A 24,000-nucleotide genomic window follows, 5' to 3' on the forward strand; every position below is an offset into this window, starting at 1 on the left:
CATGGATCTCGGTGCCGGCCTGCGGGGCCGCCACGTGCTCGTCACGGGTGCGTCGAGCGGGCTCGGGGAGCACTTCGCCCGCCTCTGCGCCCGCTGCGGTGCCGCCGTGACGGTGGCGGCGCGCCGGCGCGACCGGCTCGACGCCCTCGTCGCGGCGCTGGAGCAGGGCGGCGCCGCGCGGGCGCGCTCGGTCGCCCTCGACGTGACGGACGAAGACTCGGTGACGGCCGCCTTCGCGGCCCTGCCCGACCTGCCGGACGTGGTCGTGAACAACGCCGGCATCGCCGAGGGCGGCGCCGCCCTGGACACGGACCTCGCGGTGTTCGACCGGGTCATCGCCACCAACCTGCGCGGGGTCTGGGCCGTGTCGCGCGAGGCGGGGCGGCGCTGGCGCGAGGCCGGGCGCGGCGGCGTCATCCTCAACGTCGCCTCCATCCTCGGCCTGCGGGTGGCGGGCGGGGTCGGGCCCTACACGATCTCCAAGGCCGGGGTGGTGCAGATGACCGAGGCCCTGGCGCTGGAATGGGCCCGCCACGGCATCCGGGTGAACGCCCTCGCGCCGGGCTACATCGACACCGACATCAACCGCGACTTCTTCGCCAGCCCGCCCGGCGAGGCGCTGGTGAAGCGCATCCCGATGCGCCGCCTCGGCCGGCCGGATGAACTCGACGGCGCCTTCCTGCTCCTCGCCACGGACGCCTCGTCCTGGATGACGGGCGCCACGGTGCCGGTCGACGGCGGGCACCTCGTCTCGGGGCTGTGAGGCGGGAGCCGCTTGATCGAAGCGGGTCCCGGCGACTGAGTCGAGGAGACCCCAGCCCGGTTCCGGGCGCCCCGCGTCCGGACGAGAGCAGCGTCGGCGGGATGCGACCCGGAAAAGGCGGAATCTCGCGAGCCCCAAGCCACCCAGCCGCATCGCGGACTGATTGCGCTCGAGGCTCAGTGCGTGATGCGGGTCTGCGTCGCCACGACCTTGTTGAACAGGTTGCGCATCGCGTCCGCGATGCCGTCCGACGGGCTCACGGGCCAGAACAGGCCCGGCGACGCGCAGGCCTGCATGTTCATCGGGATCTGGTCCGCGAAGGGCGCGATGAAGCTGTTGTACCAATCGTTGGTCGGGAGCGGCAGGTAGGTCGTGTAGAGGACCGCGACCCGGAACCCGCGATCCTTCAGGGCCTGGCAGCCGGCAAGCGTGATCGGCTCCTGGCAGCGGCCGTTGCTGACGGTCGGCTTGGTGCAGGTGCTCGGGTAGTACGCGTCCGCCACGCCGTCGGAGACGAAGAACACCACCTTCTGCGGCGAGGCCGCGCTCGACCCGTCCCCGGTGGCGGGCATCGCGGCGTTGAGCTTGGCGAGGCTGCCGTCGAGGTCGGTGCACTGGTCGTTGTTGTAGTTCTGCCCCGGCGTCGACATCAGGTCGATCGCGGCGGCGTCGCTCTTCGAGGTGGCGAGGTTCGACGTCAGCGCCGAGACCTGGGTGAGCCCGACGCTCGCGCAGCTCGTCCCGAAGCTGTAGATCGCCATGCGGTACTGGCCCGGCGTCACGGCCTTGGCGGCGGCGGTGTCCATCAGCTGCTGCGTGGCTTGCCGCACCACGTCGATGCGCATCTGCACCTTCAGGCTCTTGGCGAGCGCGTAGTAGTCGTTGCCGTTGGCGGACAGGTCGTGGCAGGCGAAGGCGCACTGGTCGCCGGTATTGGTCACCATGGTGGCGATGTCGCCGTAAGTCGCGGCCACTCCCATCGAGGGGGAATTGTCGAGCAGGAGGTAGAAATCGAGGAAGATCGGGTCGGGCGAGTTCGCGGTGGCGCTGCCGTTGAAGGTGATCGACGGGATCATGGCGAGCTGCATCATCCCCGTCCGCAGCGACGCCGCGTAGGTCAGGCTGGCGGCGCGCGCGCCGTTCACGGTCGGCGCGTGCACCGTGACCGTGCCGAGCGTGATGCCGGCCTGCGCGGCGGCCGCGTCCCGGAACAGCTTGGCGATGGAGGCCTCCGCCTCGGCCTGGCTCATCTTCAGGCCGCTGGGGCTGACCGCCGCCAGGACGGCCTGGTCGGCAGCGGCGTCGAGCCCGGCGCGCACCTTCAGGTAGGAGGTGAAGTCGATCGCTGCGCCGACGAGCAGCACCACCGGGATCGCCACCACGGCGAACATCATGGCGATGGCCCCGCCGCATTCGGCCCGGAACTCCGCCGCCCCCGCGGCGAGCGCGCGCAGGCCGCGCGCCCGCCAACCCTCTCCGCCCTGCGACCGCATCCCGGCCTCCTTCAGCCCCTCGCCGGCCAACCCGCCGCGCCGAGGACCACAGGAGTCATCCGCGAACCGTCTTTCGGAATATTTAAACTGATTTTCGAGACTCGGATGCTCGACGCATTTCCGCACCGAGTAATGTCATCCGATCACATTCACGAGAGAAAGGCGGCGAGGCTCGCGAATTCTGGACGGGATCGCGAGTATATGAGGGGCCGGCGCCGCCCCGTGCCGCAGGGTCGTCCCGTTGAGGCGCGATCACTGTGCGCGGACGGTCAGGATACGCCGCCGGGCGGATAGGTGATGAACTCCATGAGCGATCCATCCGGGTCGCGGAAATAGACGCTGATCCCGGGTCCCGCCGCGCCATTGCGGGGGACAGGCCCGAGTTCGACGGGCACGCCGTGGCGCTCGAGATGCGCCATCGCTTCCTCGATCGGTCCGGACCAGCGGAAACAGAGGTCGCTGCCGCCGGGCATCACCGGGAGGCGGGCGCGCGGCTCGCCGATCTGCCCGGGGCCGTGGACGTTGAGCTGGACCCCGCCGAACCGGTAGGCGAAGCCCTTCCCGACCGGGACGGCCTCGGCCCCGAGCACCTGCGTGTAGAAGGCGGTCGCCCGCTCCCAGTCGGAGACGTGGATCACGCAGTGGTCGAGATGGATGGCCGGGCGCAGGTCCACGACGGGCAGCGCCTCGACGAGGTCCGGGAGCGGTTCGGGATCGGACATGGGCCGGGGCTCGTCCTGATGGCCTGTGCCGGGGAGCTAGGGCGGGGCCGGGTGACGGGAAGGTCCCGGCGCCGCCCGCCGATCAGCCGACGATCTCGTGCTCGATCGCCCCGAAGATGCCGTGGCCGGCGGCATCCTTCATCTCGACGCGCAGGTGATCACCCGGCGTGAGGAAGGGCAGGCGCGCCCAGCCGCTCGCCACGACCTCGGCGGCCCGCGCCTCGGCCAGGGAGGCGAAGCCGGCGCCGCCCTCGGCGACCGAGCGGCCGGGTCCGCCGTCGATCCCTCGGTTGGAGACCGGTCCGGCGCTGACGAGGGTGCCGCTGCCGAGGGGCAGGCGCCGCGCCGCCGTCGCGACCAGGGCGGCGAAGCCGGCCCCGAGATCGGCCCCGGCCTCGGGACGCCCGAGGAGGGCGCCGTTGCGGGTGACGCAGAGCGGCCGCTGCACCATGCCGTCGCGCCAGGAGGCGCCGAACTCGTCCGGCGTCACCGCCACCGGGCCGAGGCTCGCCGCGAAGCCCGGCGCCAGGGGCCCGTCGAGGTCGATCCCGTCCGGCTTCACCCGGTCGCGGGCGATCACCTCGACGGCCAGGGTCACGAGGCGGATCGCCGCCGCGGCCTCGTCGAGGCCGGCCCCGGCGGGCACGTCGCCGGTGATGACCGCCAGCCCCGCCGCGATGTCGAGGGAGGCGGACGCCTCCGCCCGGATGGGCGCGCGCGGGCCCAGGAACCCGTCCGACACCGCCCGGCGCAGGGCATCGCGGCCCGCGGGCGGCGCCTCCGCGCCCTCGGCCTGCCGCAGGAGCCCGACATGGCCGGGCCAGGGCGCGGCGTGCAGGCGCGCATAGGCCCGCGGCAGCGGCGCCGCGCAGGCGTGCTCGTGGAAGCGGAAGGAGGGCACCGAGCCGTGTTCGAGCTGCTCGGCCAGCGCCTCCAGGGCCGGGGCATAGCGCGGCCAGTCGTCGAGCGCCTGCTGGAGCGTCGGCACCACGATGAAGGCGTCCGTGGCGCGGGTGAGGTCCCGCGAGACGACGACGAGGCGGCCGTCCCGACCGTGCGCGAGGCTGGCGAGCTTCATGGATGATCCTCCCGGCCCCGTTCGCCGGGAGGCACCGATGGCGCCGGACGCCTCCCCGGGGGCTCTCCCCCATCATGGACGCGTCCGCGCGCCGACGCTACCGCTCAGACGCGGCCGTGGACGAGGTCGTGGATGAAGCCGAGCTTGGCGATGACCGGCGGTGCCAGCACGAACGGGTAGAGGTCGTTGAGCCCCATCGCCCGGTTGACGCTGTTCAGCGCGAAGGTCACCGGCAGCCAGGTGCCCACCACCTGCTCGACGCTCTCGGCCCGGTAGGGATCGAAGCCGATGCGGGCCGCGAGGGTCCCGCTGGCGTCGAGGAGCGGCTGCACCTGCATGCCGAAGGCGCTCGCCATCTCCAGCGTGTCGACGATGTGCAGGTAATGCGCCCAGGTCTCGGCGAAATCCTCCCAGGGATGCGTGGTCGCGTAGGCCGAGACGTAGGTCTCCTGCCAGTTCGGCGGCACGCCCTCCCTGTAGTGGCGCTGCAGCGCCTCCTCGTAGTTCTGGGAATCGTCCCCGAACACCGCCCGGCAGGCATCGAGCTTGCCGGCGTCGCGGACCAGCACGTCCCAGTAATGGTGTCCGACCTCGTGGCGGAAATGGCCGAGCAGGGTGCGGTAGGGCTCGCCCATGGCGGCGCGGCGCTTCTCGCGCTCGGCGTCGTCCGCCTCCACCAGCGCGATGGTGATGATGCCGTTGTCGTGGCCGGTCATCACCTTGGGGCCGTCTGCGGGCGGATCCGCCAGGAAGTTGAAGATCAGCCCGTGCTCGGGATCCTCGGTCCGCGTCCTGAGCGGCAGGTTCCAGCGCAGCAGCGTGTAGAACAGCCGGTGCTTGGCCGCTTCCATCTTGCGCCAGGCCGCCACGTGCTCGGCGTTCGAGAGGTCGGGGATGATGCCGTTGTGGCGGCAGGCGAGGCAGAAGGCGTCGGTCGTCCCCGGCGGCACCAGCCAGTTGCAGACGTCGTGCTCCGCGTTGGTGCAGAACAGCCTCGGCTGGTCGGGCGCCGCGAGCGGCGTCCAGGCATTGCCCTCGGCCGGCTCGACGGCCGACAGGGTGCCGGTCTCAGGCAGGTAGGCGAGGCGGTGCCCGCAGCGCTCGCAGCGCGTGTTCTCGAAATACAGGATGTTGCCGCAGGACTGGCATTGGAAGAGTCGCATCGTGTGGCCTCCGCGCGACCGAGAGGAAGCAAGCCGCGGACCTGGGGGCCGGGGCGCGCACGCCAAACGGCCAAGCGGGCTTCGGGATCCAGCGCGGCGCCCTATAACGGCCGAAACGCGAAGAGAATCGAGGGAGAGTCCCGCCGATGGCCATGAATGGTGCCGAGAGCCTGGTCCGCACGCTGGTGGCGGGCGGCGTCGAGGTCTGCTTCACCAACCCGGGCACCTCCGAGATGCATTTCGTGGCCGCCCTCGACCGGGTCGAGGGGATGCGCGCCGTGCTCTGCCTGTTCGAGGGCGGGGCGACCGGCAGCGCGGACGGCTACGCGCGCATGGCCGACAAGCCGGCCTCGACGCTCCTCCATCTCGGGCCGGGCCTCGGCAACGGCATCGCCAACCTGCACAACGCCCGGCGGGCGCGCTCGCCGATCGTCAACATCGTGGGCGAGCACGCGACCTACCACCGGGCCTTCGACGCGCCCCTCACCAGCGACATCGAGGGCCTCGCCCGGCCGGTCTCCGCCTGGCTGCGCACCGGCATGAGCGCCGCGTCGGTGGCCGAGGACGGGGCGGCGGCGGTCGCCGCGGCCCTGGCGCCGCCCGGCGGCATCGCCACCCTGATCCTGCCCGCCGACACCGCCTGGGAGCCGGGCTCCGGCATCGCGTCCCTGCCGCCGATCCCGGCGCCGGCGCGGGTCTCCGACGAGGCGATCACCCACGCGGCGGCGGCCCTGCGCAGCGGCGAGCCGGTGCTCCTCCATCTCGGCGACCGGGCGGTGCGCGGGGAGGGGAGGCGGATCGCGGCGCGGATCGCCGCCAAGACGGGGGCGCGGCTTCTCGCCATGACGTCGAACGCCCGGATCGACCGCGGCGCCGGGACCGTGCCGATCGAGCGGCTGCCCTACCCGGTCGACCCGGCCCGCGAGGTGCTGAAGGAGTACCGGCACATCATCCTGGTCGGGGCGACGCTGCCGGTCGCCTTCTTCGCCTATCCGGGCAAGCCCTCGGCTCTCGCTCCGCCGACCTGCGACGTCTTCGCCCTGGCGACGCCCGACCAGGACCAGATCGAGGCGCTCGAACGCCTCGCGGAGGTGGTGGGCGCGCCTCCCGCGGTCACGCTGCCGCCCGCGCCGCGCCCGGACCTGCCCGGCGGCGAGCGGCTCGACCAGGATTCCGTGGGGCAGATGCTGGGCGCCCTGATCCCGGAGGGCGCCATCGTCTGCGACGAATCCATCACGACGGGGCGCAACTTCTTCCCCGTCACGCAGGGCGCGGCCCCGCATACCTGGCTCCAGCTCAGCGGCGGCGCCATCGGCCTCGGGATCCCGATGGCCACGGGCGCCGCGATCGCCTGCCCGGACCGCAAGGTGATCACCCTGCAGGCGGACGGCTCCGCCCTCTACACGGCGCAATCCCTCTGGACGCAGGCGCGCGAGAAGCTCGACGTGGTGACGCTCGTCTGGTCGAACCGCGCCTACGCGATCCTGCGGGCGGAACTCGCCAATGTCGGCGCCAATCCGGGACGCAAGGCCATCGACATGCTCACCCTCGACGATCCGCCGATCGACTGGCCGAGCCTCGCGCGCGGCTACGGCGTCGAGGGCGTTCGGGTCGAGACTCTGCCGGCCCTGATCGACGTGTTCCGCCGATCTCTCGCCCGGCGCGGTCCGTTCCTGATCGAAGTCGCCCTGTAGTCGCGCGGGCGGACGGCGCGCGCCGAGAGCAGACCAGAGTAATCGCGCGCATCTTCCGAGGCAGAGGACAGGAATGTGCCGGCAAACATTTAGGGAGGAGTAAGGTCCGGAGCGCAACACAGGGAGCGGAATATCCCGGAACGATGTCATGCGCGCGGCGAAGGATGCGGTTGCCATCGACGCTCTGCTGAGAGGCTGGAACTCCGCGCGGCTGGCGGCGGGCGGAACTCCCTTCTATGAGAACGTCGTCCTGGGAAATCTCGGGCGATTGGCGGGACGCGCGGTGGTGGCCGCGATCCCGGAAGCGGGATCCGCCATCCTGATGTGGGGCGGGGAGGTCTTCGAGGAATGGCTCGGGATCCCCCCGCAGGGCGTCGCCGTCGACGACCTGCCGGACGGGCTCGGCCACGGCCTCGGCGCGATGATCCGGGAGGCGGTGACGACGGGCGAGCCGGTGCGGCGCCCCTGCACGCGCGTCACCGGAGGCTTCGCCCTGGCGACGGACATCCTGATGCTGCCGCTGCGGGATCGCGCGGGGGGGCGCCGCGTCCTCGCCTGCCTCGCCGGGGAGACCAGCCGGACCAACCTCCTCGAAGCCGTTCTCCGGTCCACCGGGCAGGGCGTCCTCGCCCTCAGCGCCATCCGCGCCGCCGACGGCGCGATCGAGGATTTCCAGATCGTCGCCCTGAACGGGGCCGCCGCCGAGATCGGCGGTCGGCCCCTCGACACGCTGCTCTGGCAGCGGCTGAGCGTCTTCGCCCCGGACATGGAGCGTCTCGGCCTCCTCGCCCGGCTGCGCGACGCGCTGCGGGCGCGCCGGCGCGTGAATTTCGAGATCGCCTATCCGCGCCGCGACGCACCGCCGCTCCATCTGCAGGTCGAGGGCGCGTCGCTCGGGGACTACCTGGGCCTGACCCTCACGGATATCGGCGACGTGAAGCTGCGCGAGGAATCGGCGCGGCTGCTCTTCGAGACCAATCCGCTGCCGATGTGGGTCGCCGATCCCGCCGGCCGGTTCCTCGCCGTCAACGACGCGGCCATCAGCCATTACGGCTACCCGCGGGAGGAGTTCCTGCTGGCCGCCCTGCGGGAGATCGAGGTCACCCCGGCCGGCGAGGGTGGCGAACCCGCCCTGCATCGCTGCCGTGATGGCAGCCTGATCGAGGTCGTCCCCTACGCGCGGCGCGTGCCCTTCCGCGGCGGCGAGGCGATGCTCACCGTCCTCGTGGACGTGACGGAGAAGCGGCGCGCGGAGGCTCGCATCGTCCACATGGCGCATCACGACGCCCTGACCGACCTGCCCAACCGAACCCTCTTCCGGCAGCGGGTGCTGGAGGCCATCGCCGACCAGCGCCGCCGCGGCGGGGTCGCGGGCCTGCTCTGCCTGGACCTGGACCGGTTCAAGCTCGTCAACGACACGCTCGGCCACCCGGCCGGGGACGACCTCCTGCGGCAGGTCGCCGGCCGGCTCGTCGCCTGCGCGGGCGGCGGCACGGTGGCGCGCTTCGGAGGCGACGAATTCGCCCTCGTGGTTCCGGCGGACGATTCGGATTGCGTGATGGCGGTGGCCGAGCGGATCGTCGCCGCCCTGACGCGCCCCTTCGACCTCTCGGGACACGCGGTGACGATCGGGGGGAGCGTCGGCGTGGCGCTGGTGCCCGAGCACGGGACCGATGCGGACGACGTGCTGCACCGGGCCGACCAGGCGCTCTACGCGGCGAAGGGCGCGGGCCGCGGTACGGCGGTCGCCTTCGCCTCCGCCATGGAGGCGGCCTCGCGCGAGCGGTCCGCGCTGGGGAACGAGCTGCGGGTCGCGGTTGCGACCGGCGCGCTGAAGATCCACTACCAGCCGCTCTTCGACGCGCGATCGCTGCGCCTCTCGGGATGCGAGGCGCTCCTGCGCTGGCAGCATCCCGAGCGGGGCTTCGTGCCGCCGGCCGATTTCCTGCCGATCGCGGAGGAGATCGGGCTGATCGACGAGATCGGGAGCTGGGCGCTGCGGGCGGCCTGCCGGGAGGCCGCCGCCTGGCCGGCGCGGCTGCGCCTCGCGGTCAATCTCTCGCCGGGGCAGCTGCGCAACCCGACGCTGGCGCTGACGGTCGTGTCGGCCGTCGCCCAGGCGGGCCTCGATCCCCACCGCCTCGATCTGGAGATCACCGAGTCGGTGCTGCTGTCGAACCGGGTCGCGGAGCTGCCGGTCCTGCGCGACCTGCGCGCGCTCGGGGCCCGTATCGCCATCGACGATTTCGGGACCGGCTACGGCAGCCTGAGCAATCTCCAGGCCTTTCCGTTCGACGCGATCAAGATCGCTCCCTCCTTCACGCGCCGCCTCGGAGAGGATCCGTTCTGCGCGGCGATCCTGCGCGCCCTGACGGATCTCGGCCGCAGCCTGGGCATCGCCACGGTCGCCGAGGGCGTGGAGACGCGCCGGCAATTCGACGCCCTCCGCGCCTCACGCTGCAGCCTGGTGCAGGGCCGCTTCCTGGCGCCCCCGGTGCCGCCCGCGACGCTCGCCCGGTTGATCACGGCCGCGGCGGCGGCCTGACCGCGCGGGCGCTTCCCGGGCTCCTGCGGCGCGCGGGACACATCCGCGCGGCCCACGAGGCGCTAGGCAGGGACGCGAGACGTCCATCGCCGAATCCCGGGGTCCCATGCCGCTGCGCCGCACATTCCTCCTCCTCCTGGCGGGCCTCCCGCTCGCCGCCTGCCAGGCGCGCGGACCCGCGAATGTCGCGGCCGTGGACGAGGATGCGGCCTGGTACATCGGGACGATGCCCGACCAGCCCTTCGACGTGCCGCTCGTCGACCGCAGCCGGATGGACCCGAAGTACCGGCGCCAGGTCGTGGCCTATGCGGGGCCGGAGAAGCCCGGAACGATCGTCGTCGACATCGACGCGCGCCACCTCTACCTCGTGCAGGACGGCGGCGAGGCGATCCGCTACGGCGTCGGCGTGGGCAAGCTCGGCTTCTCCTGGAAGGGCGTCGCCTCGGTCGGGCGCAAGGCGGTGTGGCCCGATTGGGGACCCACCCGCACCATGGTGAGCCTGCACCCGGACCTGCCCCGCTCGCGCAAGGGCGGCCTCGACAACCCGCTCGGGGCGCGGGCCCTCTACCTCTATCAGGGCGGCCGCGACATCCTGTTCCGGATTCACGGCACGAACGAGCCCTGGAGCATCGGCGAGCAGATGTCCTCCGGCTGCGTGCGGATGCTCAACGAGGACATCGTCGACCTCTACGGGCGGGTGCCGGTCGGGACGACGGTGCTGGTGAAGCGGCACGGCCGCTACCGGTCCTGACCTCCCGTTAGGGAACCGGAGCAGGTCTGACGCGTCGTCGGAATGCGGCCACGCTTGCTCCCGGCCGCGCCCGGAGACCGCCCATGACCATCACGGTCGCCCACCTGCAGCCGATCATCGCCATCATCGCCGGCATCCTCATCCTGGTCGTGCCGCGCCTGCTGAACTACATCGTGGCGATCTACCTCATCCTCGTCGGGCTGTTCGGCCTCGGCCTCCTGCGCTGAATCCTGACGCGCCGCTCCGCAGAGCGCCCCGGCCATTCAGCTTGCGTTGTGCCGTGGGATGGTCCAACCCCGGCGAGGCGTGAGGTTGCAACCCGGACGGACGAACACCATGACGAAGTGGGTCTACACCTTCGGCGACGGCAAGGCCGAGGGCCAGTCGTCGATGCGCAACCTGCTCGGGGGCAAGGGCGCCAACCTGGCCGAGATGTCGAATCTCGGGTTGCCGGTGCCGCCGGGATTCACGATCACCACCGAGGTCTGCACCTACTTCTACGACCACGGCCGCGAGTACCCGCCGGAGCTGAAGGAGCAGGTGGACGCCGCCCTCGACGCCGTCGGCACGCTCACCGGCCGCCGCTTCGGCGCCGCCGAGAACCCGCTCCTCGTGTCGGTCCGCTCGGGCGCCCGCGCGTCGATGCCCGGCATGATGGACACCGTGCTCAACCTCGGCCTCAACGACACCACGGTCGAGGCGCTGGCGGAGGGGGCGGGTGACCCGCGCTTCGCCTACGACAGCTACCGGCGCTTCATCACCATGTACTCGAACGTCGTGCTCGGCGTCGAGCACCACACCTTCGAGGAGGCGCTCGAGCACTACAAGGAATCGAAGGGCCTCGACCTCGACACCGATCTCTCCGCCCAGGACTGGAAGCACCTGATCGGCGAGTACAAGGCGATCGTGAAGCGCGAGCTCGGCCAGGATTTTCCGCAGGATCCGCAGGCCCAGCTCTGGGGCGCGATCGGGGCGGTGTTCGGGTCGTGGATGAACCCGCGCGCCAACAAGTACCGCGAGCTGCACAACATCCCGGCGAGCTGGGGCACCGCCGTCAACGTGCAGGCCATGGTGTTCGGCAACATGGGCGACACGTCGGCCACCGGCGTCGCCTTCACGCGCAACCCGTCCACCGGCGAGAAGGCGCTCTACGGCGAGTTCCTGATCAACGCCCAGGGCGAGGACGTGGTGGCGGGCATCCGCACTCCGCAGGACATCACCGAGGCGGCCCGCATCGAATCCGGCTCCGACAAGCCGTCGATGGAGCGGGCGATGCCGGAGGCCTACGCGGAGCTGGTCCGCATCTACGGCCTGCTGGAGCACCATTACCGCGACATGCAGGACATGGAGTTCACGGTCGAGACCGGGAAGCTCTGGATGCTGCAGACCCGCAACGGCAAGCGCACCGCCAAGGCGGCCCTGCGCATCGCCGTGGAGCTGGCGGGCGAGGGGCTGATCACCCGCGAGGAGGCGGTGGGCCGCGTCGAGCCCGCCTCCCTCGACCAGCTCCTGCACCCGACCATCGACCCGAAGGCGGAGCGCAAGGTGCTGGCGAGCGGCCTTCCGGCCTCGCCGGGCGCCGCCTGCGGCGAGATCGTCTTCAATTCCGAGGAGGCCGAGGCCGCCAAGAAGGCCGAGCGCAAGGTCATCCTGGTGCGGATCGAGACCTCGCCGGAGGACATCCACGGCATGCACGCGGCCGAGGGCATCCTCACCACCCGCGGCGGCATGACCTCCCACGCGGCCGTGGTGGCCCGCGGCATGGGCAAGCCCTGCGTGTCGGGCGCGGGCGCGATCCGGGTCGACTACAACGCCCGCACCCTCTCGGTCGGAGGCGTGACCCTGAAGGCGGGCGACCTCATCACCATCGACGGCTCGAACGGGCAGGTGATCCGGGGCGAGATGCCGATGCGGGAGCCGGAGCTCTCGGGCGACTTCGCCACCCTGATGAGCTGGGCCGACGAGGTGCGCACCATGAAGGTGCGGGCCAATGCCGAGACGCCCGCCGACGCCCGCGCGGCGCGCAACTTCGGCGCCGAGGGCATCGGTCTGTCGCGCACCGAGCACATGTTCTTCGACGCGGGCCGCATCACGGCGGTGCGCGAGATGATCCTCGCGGACGACGCCGAGGGACGGCGCGCAGCGCTCGCCAAGCTCCTGCCCTACCAGCGGGCGGATTTCGTCGAATTGTTCACCATCATGTCGGGCCTGCCGGTGACGATCCGGCTCCTCGACCCGCCGCTGCACGAGTTCCTGCCGAAGGAGGAGGAGGTCGCCGCCTTCGCGGCCGAGACCGGCCTGCCGGCCGACAAGCTGCGGCGGCGGATGACCGAATTGCACGAGACGAACCCGATGCTCGGCTTCCGCGGCTGCCGGCTGGCGATCCTCTTCCCGGAGATCGCCGAGATGCAGGCGCGCGCGATCTTCGAGGCGGCCGTCGAGGCCGCCCGGCAGACCGGCAAGCCGGTGATCCCCGAGGTGATGGTGCCCCTGGTCTTCACCAAGGCCGAGTTCGACCTCGTGAAGGCGCGCATCGACGCCATGGGCAAGGCGGTGGCGCAGGAGAGCGGCACCAGGGTCGAGTACCAGGTCGGCACGATGATCGAGCTGCCGCGGGCGGCCCTGCGGGCCGGCGAGATCGCCGAGACCGCGGAGTTCTTCTCCTTCGGCACCAACGATCTGACGCAGACCACGCTCGGCATCAGCCGCGACGATGCCGGCACATTCCTGGGCCCCTACACCAAGGCCGGCATCCTCGCCGCCGACCCCTTCGTGTCGATCGACCAGGAGGGCGTGGGCGAACTCGTGAAGCTCGGCGCCGAGCGCGGCCGTGCCGTGCGGGCCGGCATCAAGCTCGGCATCTGCGGCGAGCACGGTGGCGACCCGGCCTCGATCGCCTTCTGCCAGGAGGTCGGCCTCGACTACGTCTCCTGCTCGCCCTACCGCGTGCCGATCGCGCGGCTCGCCGCCGCGCAGGCGGCCCTCTCGGCGAAGCCACAGGGCCAGGCCTGACGAACCGGCGGGCCGCTTCCCGCCGGTTAACCGACGCTCAACCATACGCTCCGATCATCGCGCCGGGCCGCCACGCGGCCGTGGGATCAACAGCCGCGGGATCGGAGCGTGCGCGCGAGGCGGAGACAACGAGGGCGCGGCGTCCGCTGGATGGCGGCCGCGACGCTGCCCTGGGTGGTGGCGGCGGGCGTGCTCGTCTCCTTCACGGCGGCGGCGGGCGTCGATTCCTCCTTCGGATCGAGCGCCGTCGCCCTCATCGCGGCCCGCGCGACGCCGCCCCTGCCGGTCGCCGGCCTCGTCCCGCTCGACGCGGAGGCGCGGGCGCCCCTCGGGGCGTTGGCGCCGCGGGACGACCTCAAGACCGGGGCCGGGCCGTACCCGGTCGCCCCGCGGGAGGCCAAGGCCGACGCCCTGGTGCCTGCCCGTGTCGGCGCCTCGCGCCGGCTCCTCTCCGCGCTCCGCTCGGGCTGGCTCAGCGGCGCCGGAAGCGGTGTCGCCTCGACGCTCACGCCCGGACCGGCCGCCTGGAACCCCGACCTCGAACCCGCCTCCGGCTTCGTCCCGCTCCCCGAGGGGCTGCCCGGCGACCGCGCGGCGGAGAGTTCGCCGTCGAGCGCCGCCTCCGACGAGACCCGGGGCGCGGCCTCGGGCGTCCGCACCGGAGAGGCGCGCCAGGACGGCGCCACGCCGACGGTGCCGCGGGCCGTCGCCCTGTCCTCGACGACGCCGGCGCCGGCCGATGCCACGCCGATCGAGGTCGCCGCGGCGCCCGTCGCCGGCGGGCTGCTCGGCCCGCACCTCGAGGCGCGGCCCGACGGCACCGCCGCGGCGCGGATCGCCCCGGAGGACCTCCCCGGCGACGAGGCGCGCCGCCGCTACGCCGACCTGATCACGCCCGACACCGCCGAGCGGGAGCAGCGCTGCCTCGCCGAGGCGGTCTATTTCGAGGCCCGCGGCGAGTCCGAGCAGGGGCAGGCGGCGGTGGCGCAGGTGGTGCTGAACCGCGCCAAGAGCGGCCTCTACCCGGCCAATATCTGCGGCGTCGTGTACCAGAACCGCCACCGCTACATGGGGTGCCAGTTCTCCTTCGCCTGCGAGGGCCGGTCCCTGCGCGTCAGCGATACCGCCGCCTGGACGACGGCGGCGCGCGTCGCCCGCGAGGTGGTGGAGGGCCGCACCTACCTGGCCGATGTGGGGGGCGCGACGCACTATCACGCCGACTACGTCCGTCCGAGCTGGTCCCGGCGCCTCAAGAAGATGGACGTGATCGGCCGCCACATCTTCTACCAGCTCAAGCCGGGCCAGACGTGAGCGCCGGAAGCGGGCTCGCGGCGACGCGCTCCGGCGTTTTGATTACCCAACGTCAATGATTTCTGTCTTAGGTTTCCCCGGTAGACGGTCGAGGCCGCCTCGAAGGTGTCGCGCATCCGCCGTCCGCCCGGCCATCCGGTGACGAGCAGCCGCAACGACCCTCGATCGGCGGGACCGTACCGGCGCGGGGGGAGAATATGCGTCTCGGAAGGCTGCTGCCCGCGGTGGTACTCGCGCTGGCGACGCTCGGCTGCGGGCTCGCGGTCTGGAACTGGGCCGCCCAGAGCCGCCGCCTCGACACCTACGCCGAGGCCGCGCTGCGGCTCCAGGTGTCGAAGGCCCTGGCCGACATTCCCGGAACGCTGAACCTGGAGCGCGGCCTCCTCCAGTTGCAGCTCGGCACCATCGCGCCGGGCGATTCGTCCGGGCGGCCCGCCATCGCCGAGAGCCGTCGCGCCACGGACGCGGCCTTCGCCCGGGCGCACGACCTCGGCGAGCGTCTCGCGGCCCGGCGGCCCGACGAGGCCGCGATCCTGTCCGCTCTCGACCGGCAGCAGCAGGACCTTCAGACCCTCCGCGGCCGGATCGACGCGCTGCTGGCGGGGACGCCGGTGGAGCGCCGCGGCGACGCCGCCTCGGACGTCGTGACCGCGGTGACGGAGCTCAACCGCGCGATCATCGCCCTGCTCCGGGATCAACTGGTCGCGGTCGCCACCGCGGACGGCATCGCCTACCGCATGGGCGACCTCGCCGGCTCCCTGTGGGACCTGCGGGACGTCGCCGGGCGTCAGGCCGGCACGCTGCAGAACTTCGTCGTGGCGGCGCGGCCGGTGAGTGCGGGAGACCGCCAGCAATTCACCCAGCTCGACGGACAGGTGCTCCAGGTCTGGACCCGCATCGCCGCGACCGCCGACCACGTCTCGGCGTCGCCGGACATCAAGGCGGCGGTGCGGAGCGTCGCGCAGGGCTTCTGGGAGCCCTTCCGGGCGCTGAAATCCACCCTCGTCGGGCAGTTCGACAGCGGCCGCTTCCCCATCGACGGGAAGACCTACCGCGAGACCGTTGTGCCGATGTGGACCCTGATCGCGCAGGCGCGCGACGCCGCCTACGACAGCGCCATCGCGCGGATCGCGGATCTGACCGGCGAGGCGCGGGCGGCGCTCGGCTTCGCGATCCTGGCGACGGGCGCGGCCGCCCTGGTGGCCGCCGCGGCGTTCTGGATCATCCGGGCGCGCGTGACGAAGCCGCTCGCGGCCATGACGGAGGGGATGAGGCGGATCGCGGCGGGAGACCTCGCCGTCGCGATCGTGGGGGCGGGGCGCCGCGACGAGATCGGGTCGATGGCGCAGGCCGTCGCGGTGTTCCGCGCGGGGCTGGAGCGCAACCGGCAGCTCGAGGCGCAGGCCGCCGCGGACCGGCAGGAGAACGAGGCCGTGCGCCGCCGCGCCATGGCCGGCCTCGCCGAAGAAGTGGAATCGTCCATCGGCGCGGTGGCGCAATCCGTCTCTGCGGCCGCCACCGAGTTGCAGGCCACCGCCCAGCAGCTCACCGGCTCGGCGCAGCGGACCTCTCGGCAATCGACCGCGGTCGCGGCCTCCGCGGGGCTGGCCTCCGAGAATGTCGCGGCCGTCGCCGGCGCCGTGGAGGAACTCGGCGCCTCCATCGCCGAGATCGGCCAGCAGGTCGACGTCTCGGCCCGGCTCGCGCAGGACGCCGTGCGCGAGGCGGGAACGACCGCCACGGTCGTGGCGGACCTCGCCGGCATCGCGTCGCGGATCGGCGCCATCGTCGAGATCATCTCCGGCATCGCGGGGCAGACGAACCTGCTGGCGCTCAACGCCACGATCGAGGCGGCCCGCGCCGGGGAGGCGGGCCGCGGCTTCGCGGTGGTGGCCGCCGAGGTCAAGAGCCTGGCCGGCCAGACCGCCCGGGCAACCGATGACATCACCGCCCAGATCTCGGCCATCCAGGCGAGCATGCGGCAGGCCGTCCCGGCGATCGAGGGCATCTCCGCGACGATCGGGACGATCGACCGGACAGCCGCCGCCATCGCCGCCGCCGTGCAGCAGCAATCGGCCGCGACCCGGTCGATCGTCGAGGCCGTCGCCCAGGCGGCGGGCGGCACCGGGGCCGTGACGGAGAGCATCGCGGACGTGGCTCGGGCCAGCGAGGAGACCCGGGACGGCGTCGATCACGTCCTCGCCGCGTCCTCCGACCTCGCGGTCCAAGCCGAGCGGCTGCGCAGCACCATGCACGGCTTCGTCGCCTCGATGCGCGCCGCCTGACGATCCGGGCGCCGCACGGGATCCATTAATCTTAAACGGCAAATGTCCTGTGTTGATCCGCTCGCCGCAGGAACTGGCGCCGGCCGGCCGGGGTGTTGCGTGATCCTGACGGGGATCTGTGCAAATACGTAGTAATTTCCGAGGGCGATTTTACCGTGGCAGGGCTTTCGACTTGCCGGCCGCGGTCGGGCGCGGCTTCCATACGGCCACGCGCGGTGCTCCCCGCCCGCGCTGCCCCTTCGTCCATGAGGAACCCCCGATGACCGTTCCGGTCGCCCGTCTCCCGCTCCTGCTCGCCGCCGCGGCGGGCCTCGCCGCGTTCACCCTGCCGGCCCAGGCCGGCGGCTACGGCTGCGCCTCCGCCGATTGCTACCGCTACGTGACGACGCCGCCGGTCTACGACACCGTCGCCGAGCAGGTCATGGTCCGGCCCGCCCGCACGATCACCCACGTCACGCCGCCCGTCTACGACACGGTGGCCGAGCAGGTGCTGGTCTCCCCGCCGCGCCGGGTCTGGCAGACCTCCTACGACGCGAGCGGCGCGCTCGTGGGCTGCTGGGTCACCACCCCGGCCCGCTACGCCGTGCGCCACCGCCGCGTGCTGGTGCGGGCGCCGGAGGTGGTGCCGGAGGTGATCCCGCCGGCTTACGCCACCTACCAGCGCCGCGTGTTGGTCTCGCCGGCCCGGGCGGGCTGGGTACCGGCCGGCGGCCAGGGCGGCTACGGCGGCGGCTATCCCGGCACCTACGCGTCCGGCCCGGTCGGCGCCGGTTTCGGCCTCGCCGGGGCCGGCCTGGGCCTCGGGCTCGCCACCGCCGGCGCGGTGACCGGCGCGGCGTTCGGGGACTTCTGAGCCCCGCATCCGCCCGGCCGCCTTGCCGCCCGCCCCGCGCCGCCCCACAACCGAGGGGCATCCGGGAGGCGCGCATGGCGGAGTTCGAGGCGATCGTGATCGAGAAGGGTGAGGGTGGCCAGTCGGTCGCGCTCACCCGCTTCGACGAATCCGGCCTGATGGAGGGTGACGTCACCGTGCGGGTGACGCACTCGACCCTCAACTACAAGGATGGGCTCGCGATCACCGGCAAATTGCCGGTCGTGCGCCGCTTCCCGATGATCCCCGGCATCGATTTCGCCGGCGTGGTCGAGGAATCCCGGCATCCGGACTGGAAGCCGGGCGACGCGGTGGTGCTGAACGGCTGGGGCACCGGGGAGACCCATCTCGGGGCCTTTGCGCGCAAGTCCCGCGTCCCGGGCGACTGGCTGGTGCCCCTGCCGGCGAACCTCACCCCGGCCCAGGCCATGGCGATCGGCACGGCCGGCTACACCGCGATGCTCTGCCTGCTCGCCCTGGAGCGGCACGGCCTCACGCCCGCGCACGGTCCGGCCGTCGTGACCGGCGCGGCCGGGGGCGTCGGCTCGGTGGCCGTGGCGCTCCTCGCCGCGGCCGGCTGGCGCGTGATCGCCGCGACCGGCCGCGCCGCGGAGGCCGCCTACCTGACCGACCTCGGCGCCGCGGAGATCCTCGATCGGTCGGAACTGTCCCAGCCGGCAAAGCCCCTCGCCAAGGAGCGGTGGGCCGCTGGCATCGACACGGTGGGCGGCGCGACGCTCGCGAATCTTCTCTCCATGACCAAGCGCGGCGGGGCGGTGGCCGCCTGCGGCAATGCGGGCGGCATGGATCTGCCGACCTCGGTGGCACCCTTCATCCTGCGGGGCGTGGCGCTCCTCGGCATCGACAGCGTGGTGGCGCCGCTCCCGCTGCGCCGCGAGGCCTGGGGCCGGCTCGCCCGCGATCTCGATCCGGCCAAGCTCGCGGCTATGACGACGACGATCGGCCTCGACAGGGTGATCGAGACGGCTCCGGAGATCCTGGCCGGGCGCGTGCGCGGACGGATCGTCGTGGCCATCGATTGAGCGATCCCGCCACCGAATTGGCATCATTTTGCCGGGAACCTTGACGGTGCTCCGCGTGTTGCCTGTTTCATGAGCATCGCCTTCGTTCGTGAGCCGGAGGGCGGGGAGGCCTTCGAGGACCTGCCCGACCGTCCGATCTCCCCGCATCCCAACTTCGTCACCCCCGAGGGCCTCGCCCTGATCGAGGCCGAGCTGGATCGGCTGCACGCGGAGCACGCCGCCCTGGGTCCGGACGACAAGGCGGCGCTCGCCCGCACCAACCGGGATCTACGCTACTGGACGGCCCGCCGGACCTCCGCGCAGGTGATCGAGCCCACGCCCGGCGACACGGTGCATTTCGGCTCGACCGTCACAATCGAGCGGGAGGACGGCACGCGCCAGACCTTCCGGATCGTCGGCGAGGACGAGGCCGATCCGGCCAAGGGCTCCATCGCCTACGTGGCACCGCTCGCGCGCGCGCTCACCGGCAAGCAGGCGGGCGACGCCGTGACGGTGGCGGATCACGACATCGAGATCATCGAGGTTCGGTAGCGCGCTCCCCGCGCCCCTCGATCAGCGGGCGCTGGCGGCCGATCTCCTCGGCGACGAAGTCGAGGAACACCCGTACCCGCGCGGCGTGTCGCAGATCCGCGTGGGTCAGGAGCCAGAGCCCGGTCGCCAGATCCGGCTGCGGCTCGGACAGGCGCGTCAGGCCGGGCTGGCGGTCTCCCACCACGCAGGCGAGGGGCGCGATCCCGATCCCGGCCTCCACGGCCTCGACCAGGGCCGCCACCGTGTCGACCCGCAGGACGATCCGCGCGGGCTCGGCCCGCATCGCCACGAACCGCGCCACCTTGGCGGCTCCGGTCTCGTGAGCGAGCGAGATCCAGCGCCGCTCCGCGAGCGGCCGCGCGGCCCCGTCCTCCACCCGCCCGTAGAGGGCCCAGGCGATCGTGGCGAGGCGCCGCCCGACCAGCGTGTCCGGCGGATCGTCGGTGGCGCGCAGCGCGACGTCCGCGTCGCGCTTGGCGAGGTTGAGCGGGCGGTTCGACAGGACGAGATCGAGGCGGATCTCCGGGTAGCGGTCGGGAAACCGCGCCAGGATCGGCGCCAGCAGGTAGCCGAACAGGGAATCCGCCGTCGTGACGCGCAGCTCGCCGGACGGTGCCAGCAGCTGGCCGTCGAGCTTGCGCGAGAAGGCGGCGACGTCGTCCTCCATCCGGGCGGCGGCCCGCACCATCTCCTCACCCGCCGGCGTCGCCGCGTAACCGGCGCGGCGCCGCTCGAACAGCGGCGTGCCGAGCGCCGCCTCGATCTGGCCGAGGCGGCGGAAGGCGGTCGAGGCGTTGATGCCGAGCCGCGCGGCGGCCGGCGCGAGGCCGCGCTGGTCGGCGATCGCCTTGACGAGCCGGAAATCGTCCCAGGAGAGAGGGGATCCCACGGCCTTCCTTGCATCCGTGCACGACCAGGCTTGCATCATAGGCCGTTTCGGTTCGCCAGGCGATGCCCGATGGTGCCGTCACGGCGACCGGCCGCAGGTCGGGCGCGATGGCTCAGCGCGGAGGAGACCGACGATGGCGAAGGTTCTGGTGCTCTACTACTCCACCTACGGGCATATCGAGCAGATGGCCTACGCGGTCGCCGAGGGCGCCCGCGAGACCGGCGCGGAAGTCCACGTGAAGCGGGTGCCCGAGCTGGTGCCGGAGGAGGTCGCGCGCAACGCCCACTACAAGCTCGATCAGGCCGCGCCGATCGCCACCGTCGACGAACTGCCGGGCTACGACGCGATCATCTTCGGGACGCCGACCCGCTACGGCAACATGGCCGCGCAGATGAAGAACTTCATCGACCAGACCGGCGGCCTGTGGATGAAGGGCGCGCTGGTCGGCAAGGTGGGCTCGGTCTTCACCTCGACCGCCTCGCAGCATGGTGGCCAGGAATCGACGATCCTGAGCTTCCACACGGTGCTCCTGCACCACGGCATGGTCCTGGTGGGCCTGCCCTACAGCTTCCAGGGCCAGCTCGGCGTGGCGCAGGTGATGGGCAACTCGCCCTACGGCGCCTCGACGATCGCGGACGGGGACGGCAGCCGCCAGCCCTCCGAGGTGGAACGCGAGGGTGCCCGCTTCCAGGGCCGCCACGTGGCCGGGATCGCCGCCAAGCTCGCCGGCTGATCCCGTTCGGGCATGCCAAAGAAAAAGGCCCGGATCGCTCCGGGCCCTGTCAAGGGGGAAGGCCGATGGGGGCTTGAGATGGCCTTCGATGCTCCCTTAACGCGGCGTCCTCCGGATCGGTTCCGAAGCAACGGGAAATTTCTCGATGACGCCGGGGACGCGTCGCCGCGGCTGTTTCAGCGGGGCGCCGCGGCCCGGGCCAGGCGGTCCGCGATCGCCTCGCCCAATCCCTGCCGCGGGATCGGCCCAACCGCGATGGTCGCCGCGCCGGAGGCGTCGAGCGTGCGCAGGGCCGCGAACAGGTTCGCGGCCGCCTCGACGAGATCCCCGTCCGGGCTGAGGTTGAGCTGCGCGACGGCCCTGTCGAGACCGGGCGGTCGCGCCGGGCCGAAAAGAAGTGCCGCCTCGCCCGGGCCGATAGCGGTGGCTTCGAGCCGCACGGCCGCGCGCGGCGCGTAGTGGGAGGCGAGCATCCCGGGCGCCACGGGACCCTCGCCCGTCGCCTCGGGCGCGAGGAGCGGAGCGCCCAGCACCGCCTCCAGCGCCTCGCGGGCGACGCCGCCGGGACGCAGCAGCCGCGGGACGCCCTCGAGGCAGGCCACGATCGTCGATTCGACGCCGACCGGGCAGGGGCCGCCATCCAGCACCGCGGCGATGCGGCCGTCGAGGTCCCCGAGAACGTGGTCCACGCGGGTGGGACTGACGCGGCCGGAGCGGTTCGCCGAGGGCGCCGCCACCGGCCGATCCGTCGCCACCAGGAGGTCGCGGGCGAGGGGGGCGGCCGGGACGCGGAGCGCCACGCTGTCGAGGCCGGCCCGGGCGAGGTCGCAGACGCGGCCTCCCGGCGCCCGGGGCACCACGAGGGTGAGCGGTCCCGGCCAGAACGCATCCGCGAGGCGCGACGCCGGGGCGTCGAACACGCCCTCGCGGCGCGCGGCGGCGAGATCGGGGAGGTGGGCGATGAGCGGGTTGAAGCGCGGGCGCCCCTTGGCCGCGTAGATCGCCGCGACCGCCGCCCCGTCGCTCGCGTCACCGCCGAGGCCGTAGACCGTCTCGGTCGGGAAGGCGACGAGGCTTCCGGCGCGCAGGAGCGCGGCCGCGCCCGCGACGCCCGCGGCGTCGCCCGGCAGGAGACGGGTCGCGCCCGTTGACCGGGGTTGGTTCACATGTAAACTATCGTCCGACATGACAGCGCCCTAGCGTCGCGTCCGGCTTCGCGTCAAATGACGAGGCCCGCGGCCGGGATGATCGCGCGGCGCTGCCGGGAGGATCCGATGAGCTTTCGCGCACCCGTGGCCGAGATGGCGTTCACGATCCGGCACGTCGCCGGGCTCGACGCGGCGATCGCGGAGGGGCTGCACGGGGATCTCACGACGGACCTCGCGGAGGCGATCCTGGAGGAGGCCGGCCGCTTCGCCAACGACGTGATCGCGCCGCTGAACCGGGTCGGCGACAAGCAGGGCGCGGTGCTCAAGGACGGCGCGGTGACCATGCCGGCGGGCTTCCGGGACGCCTACCGGGCCTGGAGCGAAGCGGGCTGGAACGCGCTTCCGGGCCCCGTGGAATATGGCGGCCAGGGCCTGCCGCTCCTGCTCAACGCGGCCTGCGTCGAGATGTGGAACGCGGCCTCGATGTCCTTCGGGCTCGGTCCGCTCCTCACCGCGGGCGGCGTCGAGGCGGTGGCGCAGCACGGCTCGGAGGAGCTGCGGGCGCGCTACCTGGAGAAGCTGGTCACGGGGGAATGGACCGCGACCATGAACCTGACCGAGCCTCAGGCGGGCTCGGACCTCGCGATCCTGCGCAGCCGGGCGGAGCGGGCGGACGACGGCACCTACCGGATCCGCGGCGAGAAGATCTACATCACCTGGGGCGAGCACGATTGCACGGACAACATCGTGCACCTCGTCCTGGCGCGGCTTCCCGACGCCCCGGCCGGCACCCGCGGCATCTCGCTCTTCCTGGTGCCGAAGGTGCTGCCGGACGGGAGCCGCAACGACCTGCGCTGCGCAGGGCTGGAGCACAAGCTCGGCATCCACGGCTCGCCGACCTGCACCATGGTGTACGGCGAGCACGAGGGCGCGGTGGGCTGGCTCGTGGGCGAGGAGAACCGCGGCCTCAACTGCATGTTCACGATGATGAACAACGCCCGGCTCTGCGTCGGCCTCCAGGGCGTCGGCATCGCCGAGCGCGCCTACCAGCAGGCGCTCGCCTATGCCCGCGACCGCCGCCAGGGCAAGGCGCCGGGCAGCGCCGAGGGCACGAGCCCGATCGTGGCGCATCCCGACGTGCAGCGGATGCTCCTCACCATGAAGGCGCTGACGGCGGCATCCCGCGCCATCTGCTACGTCACCGCGGAGGCGCTGGACCGCTCGCACCGGTCTCCCACGGAGGCCGCGCGCCGCGACGCCCTCGACCGTGCCTCGCTGCTGACGCCGGTGGCGAAGGCCTTCTCCAGCGACATCGGCATCGAGGTCGCGTCGCTCGGGATCCAGGTCCACGGCGGCATGGGCTTCGTGGAGGAGACCGGCGCGGCGCAGCACCTGCGCGACGCGCGGATCGCGGCGATCTACGAGGGCACCAACGGCATCCAGGCGATCGACCTCGTCACCCGCAAGCTGCCGCTGCGCGACGGCGCGGTGGTGCGGGCGCAGATCGCGACGCTGCGCGGGATCGCCGAGCGGGTCCTGCGGGAGGGCGGCCCGGGTTTCGGGCTCACCGCACCGCGCCTGCGCGAGGCGACCGAGAGCCTCGATCGCGCGACGAGCTTCCTGCTGCGGGCGCTGCGCTCGAACCGGCCCGAGGAGGCGCTCGCCGGCGCGACGCCGTATCTTCGCCTCTTCGGCCTCGCCGAGGGGGGCGCGCGCCTCGCCCAGGCGGCGCTGGCGGCTCAGCGCGCGGCCTCCGAGGGCGACACCGACCCGGCGCATCCGTCGCGCGTCGCGCTCGCGCGGTTCTTCGCCGAGAACCTCGCGACGGCCGCGGGCGGCCTGGAAGCCACCGTGACCGCGGGCGCCGGCTCCCTGCAGGACGCGGCCCTCGCGCTGGCGAGCTGATCCTCTTCCTTCGCTCGAGGTCCACCAACGATTCGACCCTTTTCCGGACGAGTGCAGCGTCAG

19 protein-coding genes are annotated in these 24,000 nt (G+C 72.7%); 13 read left to right on the top strand and 6 right to left on the bottom strand.

Annotated features, from left to right (window positions below; genetic code table 11):
- Position 1: 1 nt before the first annotated feature.
- A complete protein-coding gene (locus ACW9J6_RS03365; protein WP_457115004.1) occupies positions 2–763 on the top strand; it encodes an SDR family NAD(P)-dependent oxidoreductase in 762 nt (253 codons plus the stop codon).
- 176 nt (positions 764–939) lie between these two features.
- Here ACW9J6_RS03365 and ACW9J6_RS03370 read toward each other — a convergent pair whose 3' ends face one another.
- The 4 genes from ACW9J6_RS03370 to ACW9J6_RS03385 all read right to left on the bottom strand — a co-directional run bounded on the left by ACW9J6_RS03370 (position 940) and on the right by ACW9J6_RS03385 (position 5,219).
- Positions 940–2,256, bottom strand: coding sequence for a TadE/TadG family type IV pilus assembly protein (locus tag ACW9J6_RS03370; RefSeq protein WP_457115005.1), 1,317 nt, complete (start codon positions 2,254–2,256; stop codon positions 940–942).
- A 269-nt stretch (positions 2,257–2,525) separates the two neighbouring features.
- Positions 2,526–2,978, bottom strand: coding sequence for a VOC family protein (locus tag ACW9J6_RS03375; RefSeq protein WP_457115006.1), 453 nt, complete (start codon positions 2,976–2,978; stop codon positions 2,526–2,528).
- 82 nt (positions 2,979–3,060) lie between these two features.
- Complete coding sequence (locus ACW9J6_RS03380; protein ID WP_457115007.1) at positions 3,061–4,056, bottom strand: fumarylacetoacetate hydrolase family protein; 996 nt, start codon at positions 4,054–4,056, stop codon at positions 3,061–3,063.
- A 104-nt stretch (positions 4,057–4,160) separates the two neighbouring features.
- Positions 4,161–5,219 carry a zinc-binding metallopeptidase family protein gene (locus ACW9J6_RS03385; RefSeq protein ID WP_457115008.1) on the bottom strand — a complete coding sequence of 353 codons (1,059 nt, stop codon included), beginning with the start codon at positions 5,217–5,219 and terminating at the stop codon, positions 4,161–4,163.
- A gap of 146 nt (positions 5,220–5,365) precedes the next feature.
- On the opposite strand from ACW9J6_RS03385, the gene ACW9J6_RS03390 reads away from it, so the two are divergent.
- From ACW9J6_RS03390 to greA, 10 genes are all read left to right on the top strand, one after another.
- Positions 5,366–6,913, top strand: coding sequence for an acetolactate synthase large subunit (locus ACW9J6_RS03390; RefSeq protein WP_457115009.1), 1,548 nt, complete (start codon positions 5,366–5,368; stop codon positions 6,911–6,913).
- A gap of 268 nt (positions 6,914–7,181) precedes the next feature.
- Positions 7,182–9,458, top strand: a complete 2,277-nt coding sequence (locus tag ACW9J6_RS03395; protein WP_457115010.1) for a putative bifunctional diguanylate cyclase/phosphodiesterase — start codon at positions 7,182–7,184, stop codon at positions 9,456–9,458.
- Between the two features lie 106 nt (positions 9,459–9,564).
- Positions 9,565–10,209: a L,D-transpeptidase gene (locus ACW9J6_RS03400; protein ID WP_457115011.1), complete on the top strand. Its 645-nt coding sequence runs from the start codon at positions 9,565–9,567 to the stop codon at positions 10,207–10,209.
- 83 nt (positions 10,210–10,292) lie between these two features.
- Entirely contained in the window at positions 10,293–10,436 is a 144-nt protein-coding gene (locus ACW9J6_RS03405) for a DUF3096 domain-containing protein (protein WP_457115012.1), read from the top strand.
- Positions 10,437–10,545: 109 nt separating this feature from the next.
- Entirely contained in the window at positions 10,546–13,221 is a 2,676-nt protein-coding gene (gene ppdK / locus ACW9J6_RS03410) for a pyruvate, phosphate dikinase (protein ID WP_457115013.1), read from the top strand.
- A gap of 150 nt (positions 13,222–13,371) precedes the next feature.
- Entirely contained in the window at positions 13,372–14,532 is a 1,161-nt protein-coding gene (locus tag ACW9J6_RS03415) for a cell wall hydrolase (RefSeq protein WP_457115014.1), read from the top strand.
- Between the two features lie 197 nt (positions 14,533–14,729).
- Entirely contained in the window at positions 14,730–16,817 is a 2,088-nt protein-coding gene (locus tag ACW9J6_RS03420) for a methyl-accepting chemotaxis protein (RefSeq protein WP_457115015.1), read from the top strand.
- A gap of 259 nt (positions 16,818–17,076) precedes the next feature.
- Complete coding sequence (locus ACW9J6_RS03425; RefSeq protein ID WP_457115016.1) at positions 17,077–17,670, top strand: hypothetical protein; 594 nt, start codon at positions 17,077–17,079, stop codon at positions 17,668–17,670.
- A gap of 74 nt (positions 17,671–17,744) precedes the next feature.
- Positions 17,745–18,731: an acrylyl-CoA reductase (NADPH) gene (gene acuI, locus ACW9J6_RS03430; RefSeq protein ID WP_457115017.1), complete on the top strand. Its 987-nt coding sequence runs from the start codon at positions 17,745–17,747 to the stop codon at positions 18,729–18,731.
- Positions 18,732–18,800: 69 nt separating this feature from the next.
- A complete protein-coding gene (gene greA / locus ACW9J6_RS03435) occupies positions 18,801–19,262 on the top strand; it encodes a transcription elongation factor GreA (protein ID WP_457115018.1) in 462 nt (153 codons plus the stop codon).
- On the opposite strand, the gene ACW9J6_RS03440 is transcribed toward greA, so the two are convergent.
- A complete protein-coding gene (locus tag ACW9J6_RS03440; RefSeq protein WP_457115019.1) occupies positions 19,246–20,151 on the bottom strand; it encodes a LysR family transcriptional regulator in 906 nt (301 codons plus the stop codon). The two genes, greA and ACW9J6_RS03440, sit on opposite strands and share 17 nt — an antisense overlap.
- A 133-nt stretch (positions 20,152–20,284) precedes the next feature.
- Between ACW9J6_RS03440 and wrbA the strand changes: the two genes are divergently transcribed.
- Complete coding sequence (wrbA, locus tag ACW9J6_RS03445; RefSeq protein WP_457115020.1) at positions 20,285–20,884, top strand: NAD(P)H:quinone oxidoreductase; 600 nt, start codon at positions 20,285–20,287, stop codon at positions 20,882–20,884.
- A gap of 176 nt (positions 20,885–21,060) precedes the next feature.
- Here wrbA and ACW9J6_RS03450 read toward each other — a convergent pair whose 3' ends face one another.
- The gene (locus tag ACW9J6_RS03450) at positions 21,061–22,050 is read right to left on the bottom strand and encodes an L-threonylcarbamoyladenylate synthase (protein ID WP_457115021.1); all 990 of its coding nucleotides are present in this window, start codon (positions 22,048–22,050) and stop codon (positions 21,061–21,063) included.
- Positions 22,051–22,158: 108 nt separating this feature from the next.
- On the opposite strand from ACW9J6_RS03450, the gene ACW9J6_RS03455 reads away from it, so the two are divergent.
- Positions 22,159–23,937, top strand: a complete 1,779-nt coding sequence (locus ACW9J6_RS03455) for an acyl-CoA dehydrogenase (protein WP_457115022.1) — start codon at positions 22,159–22,161, stop codon at positions 23,935–23,937.
- Positions 23,938–24,000: the final 63 nt, after the last annotated feature.

This window comes from Methylobacterium sp. JK268 (genome assembly GCF_054052225.1).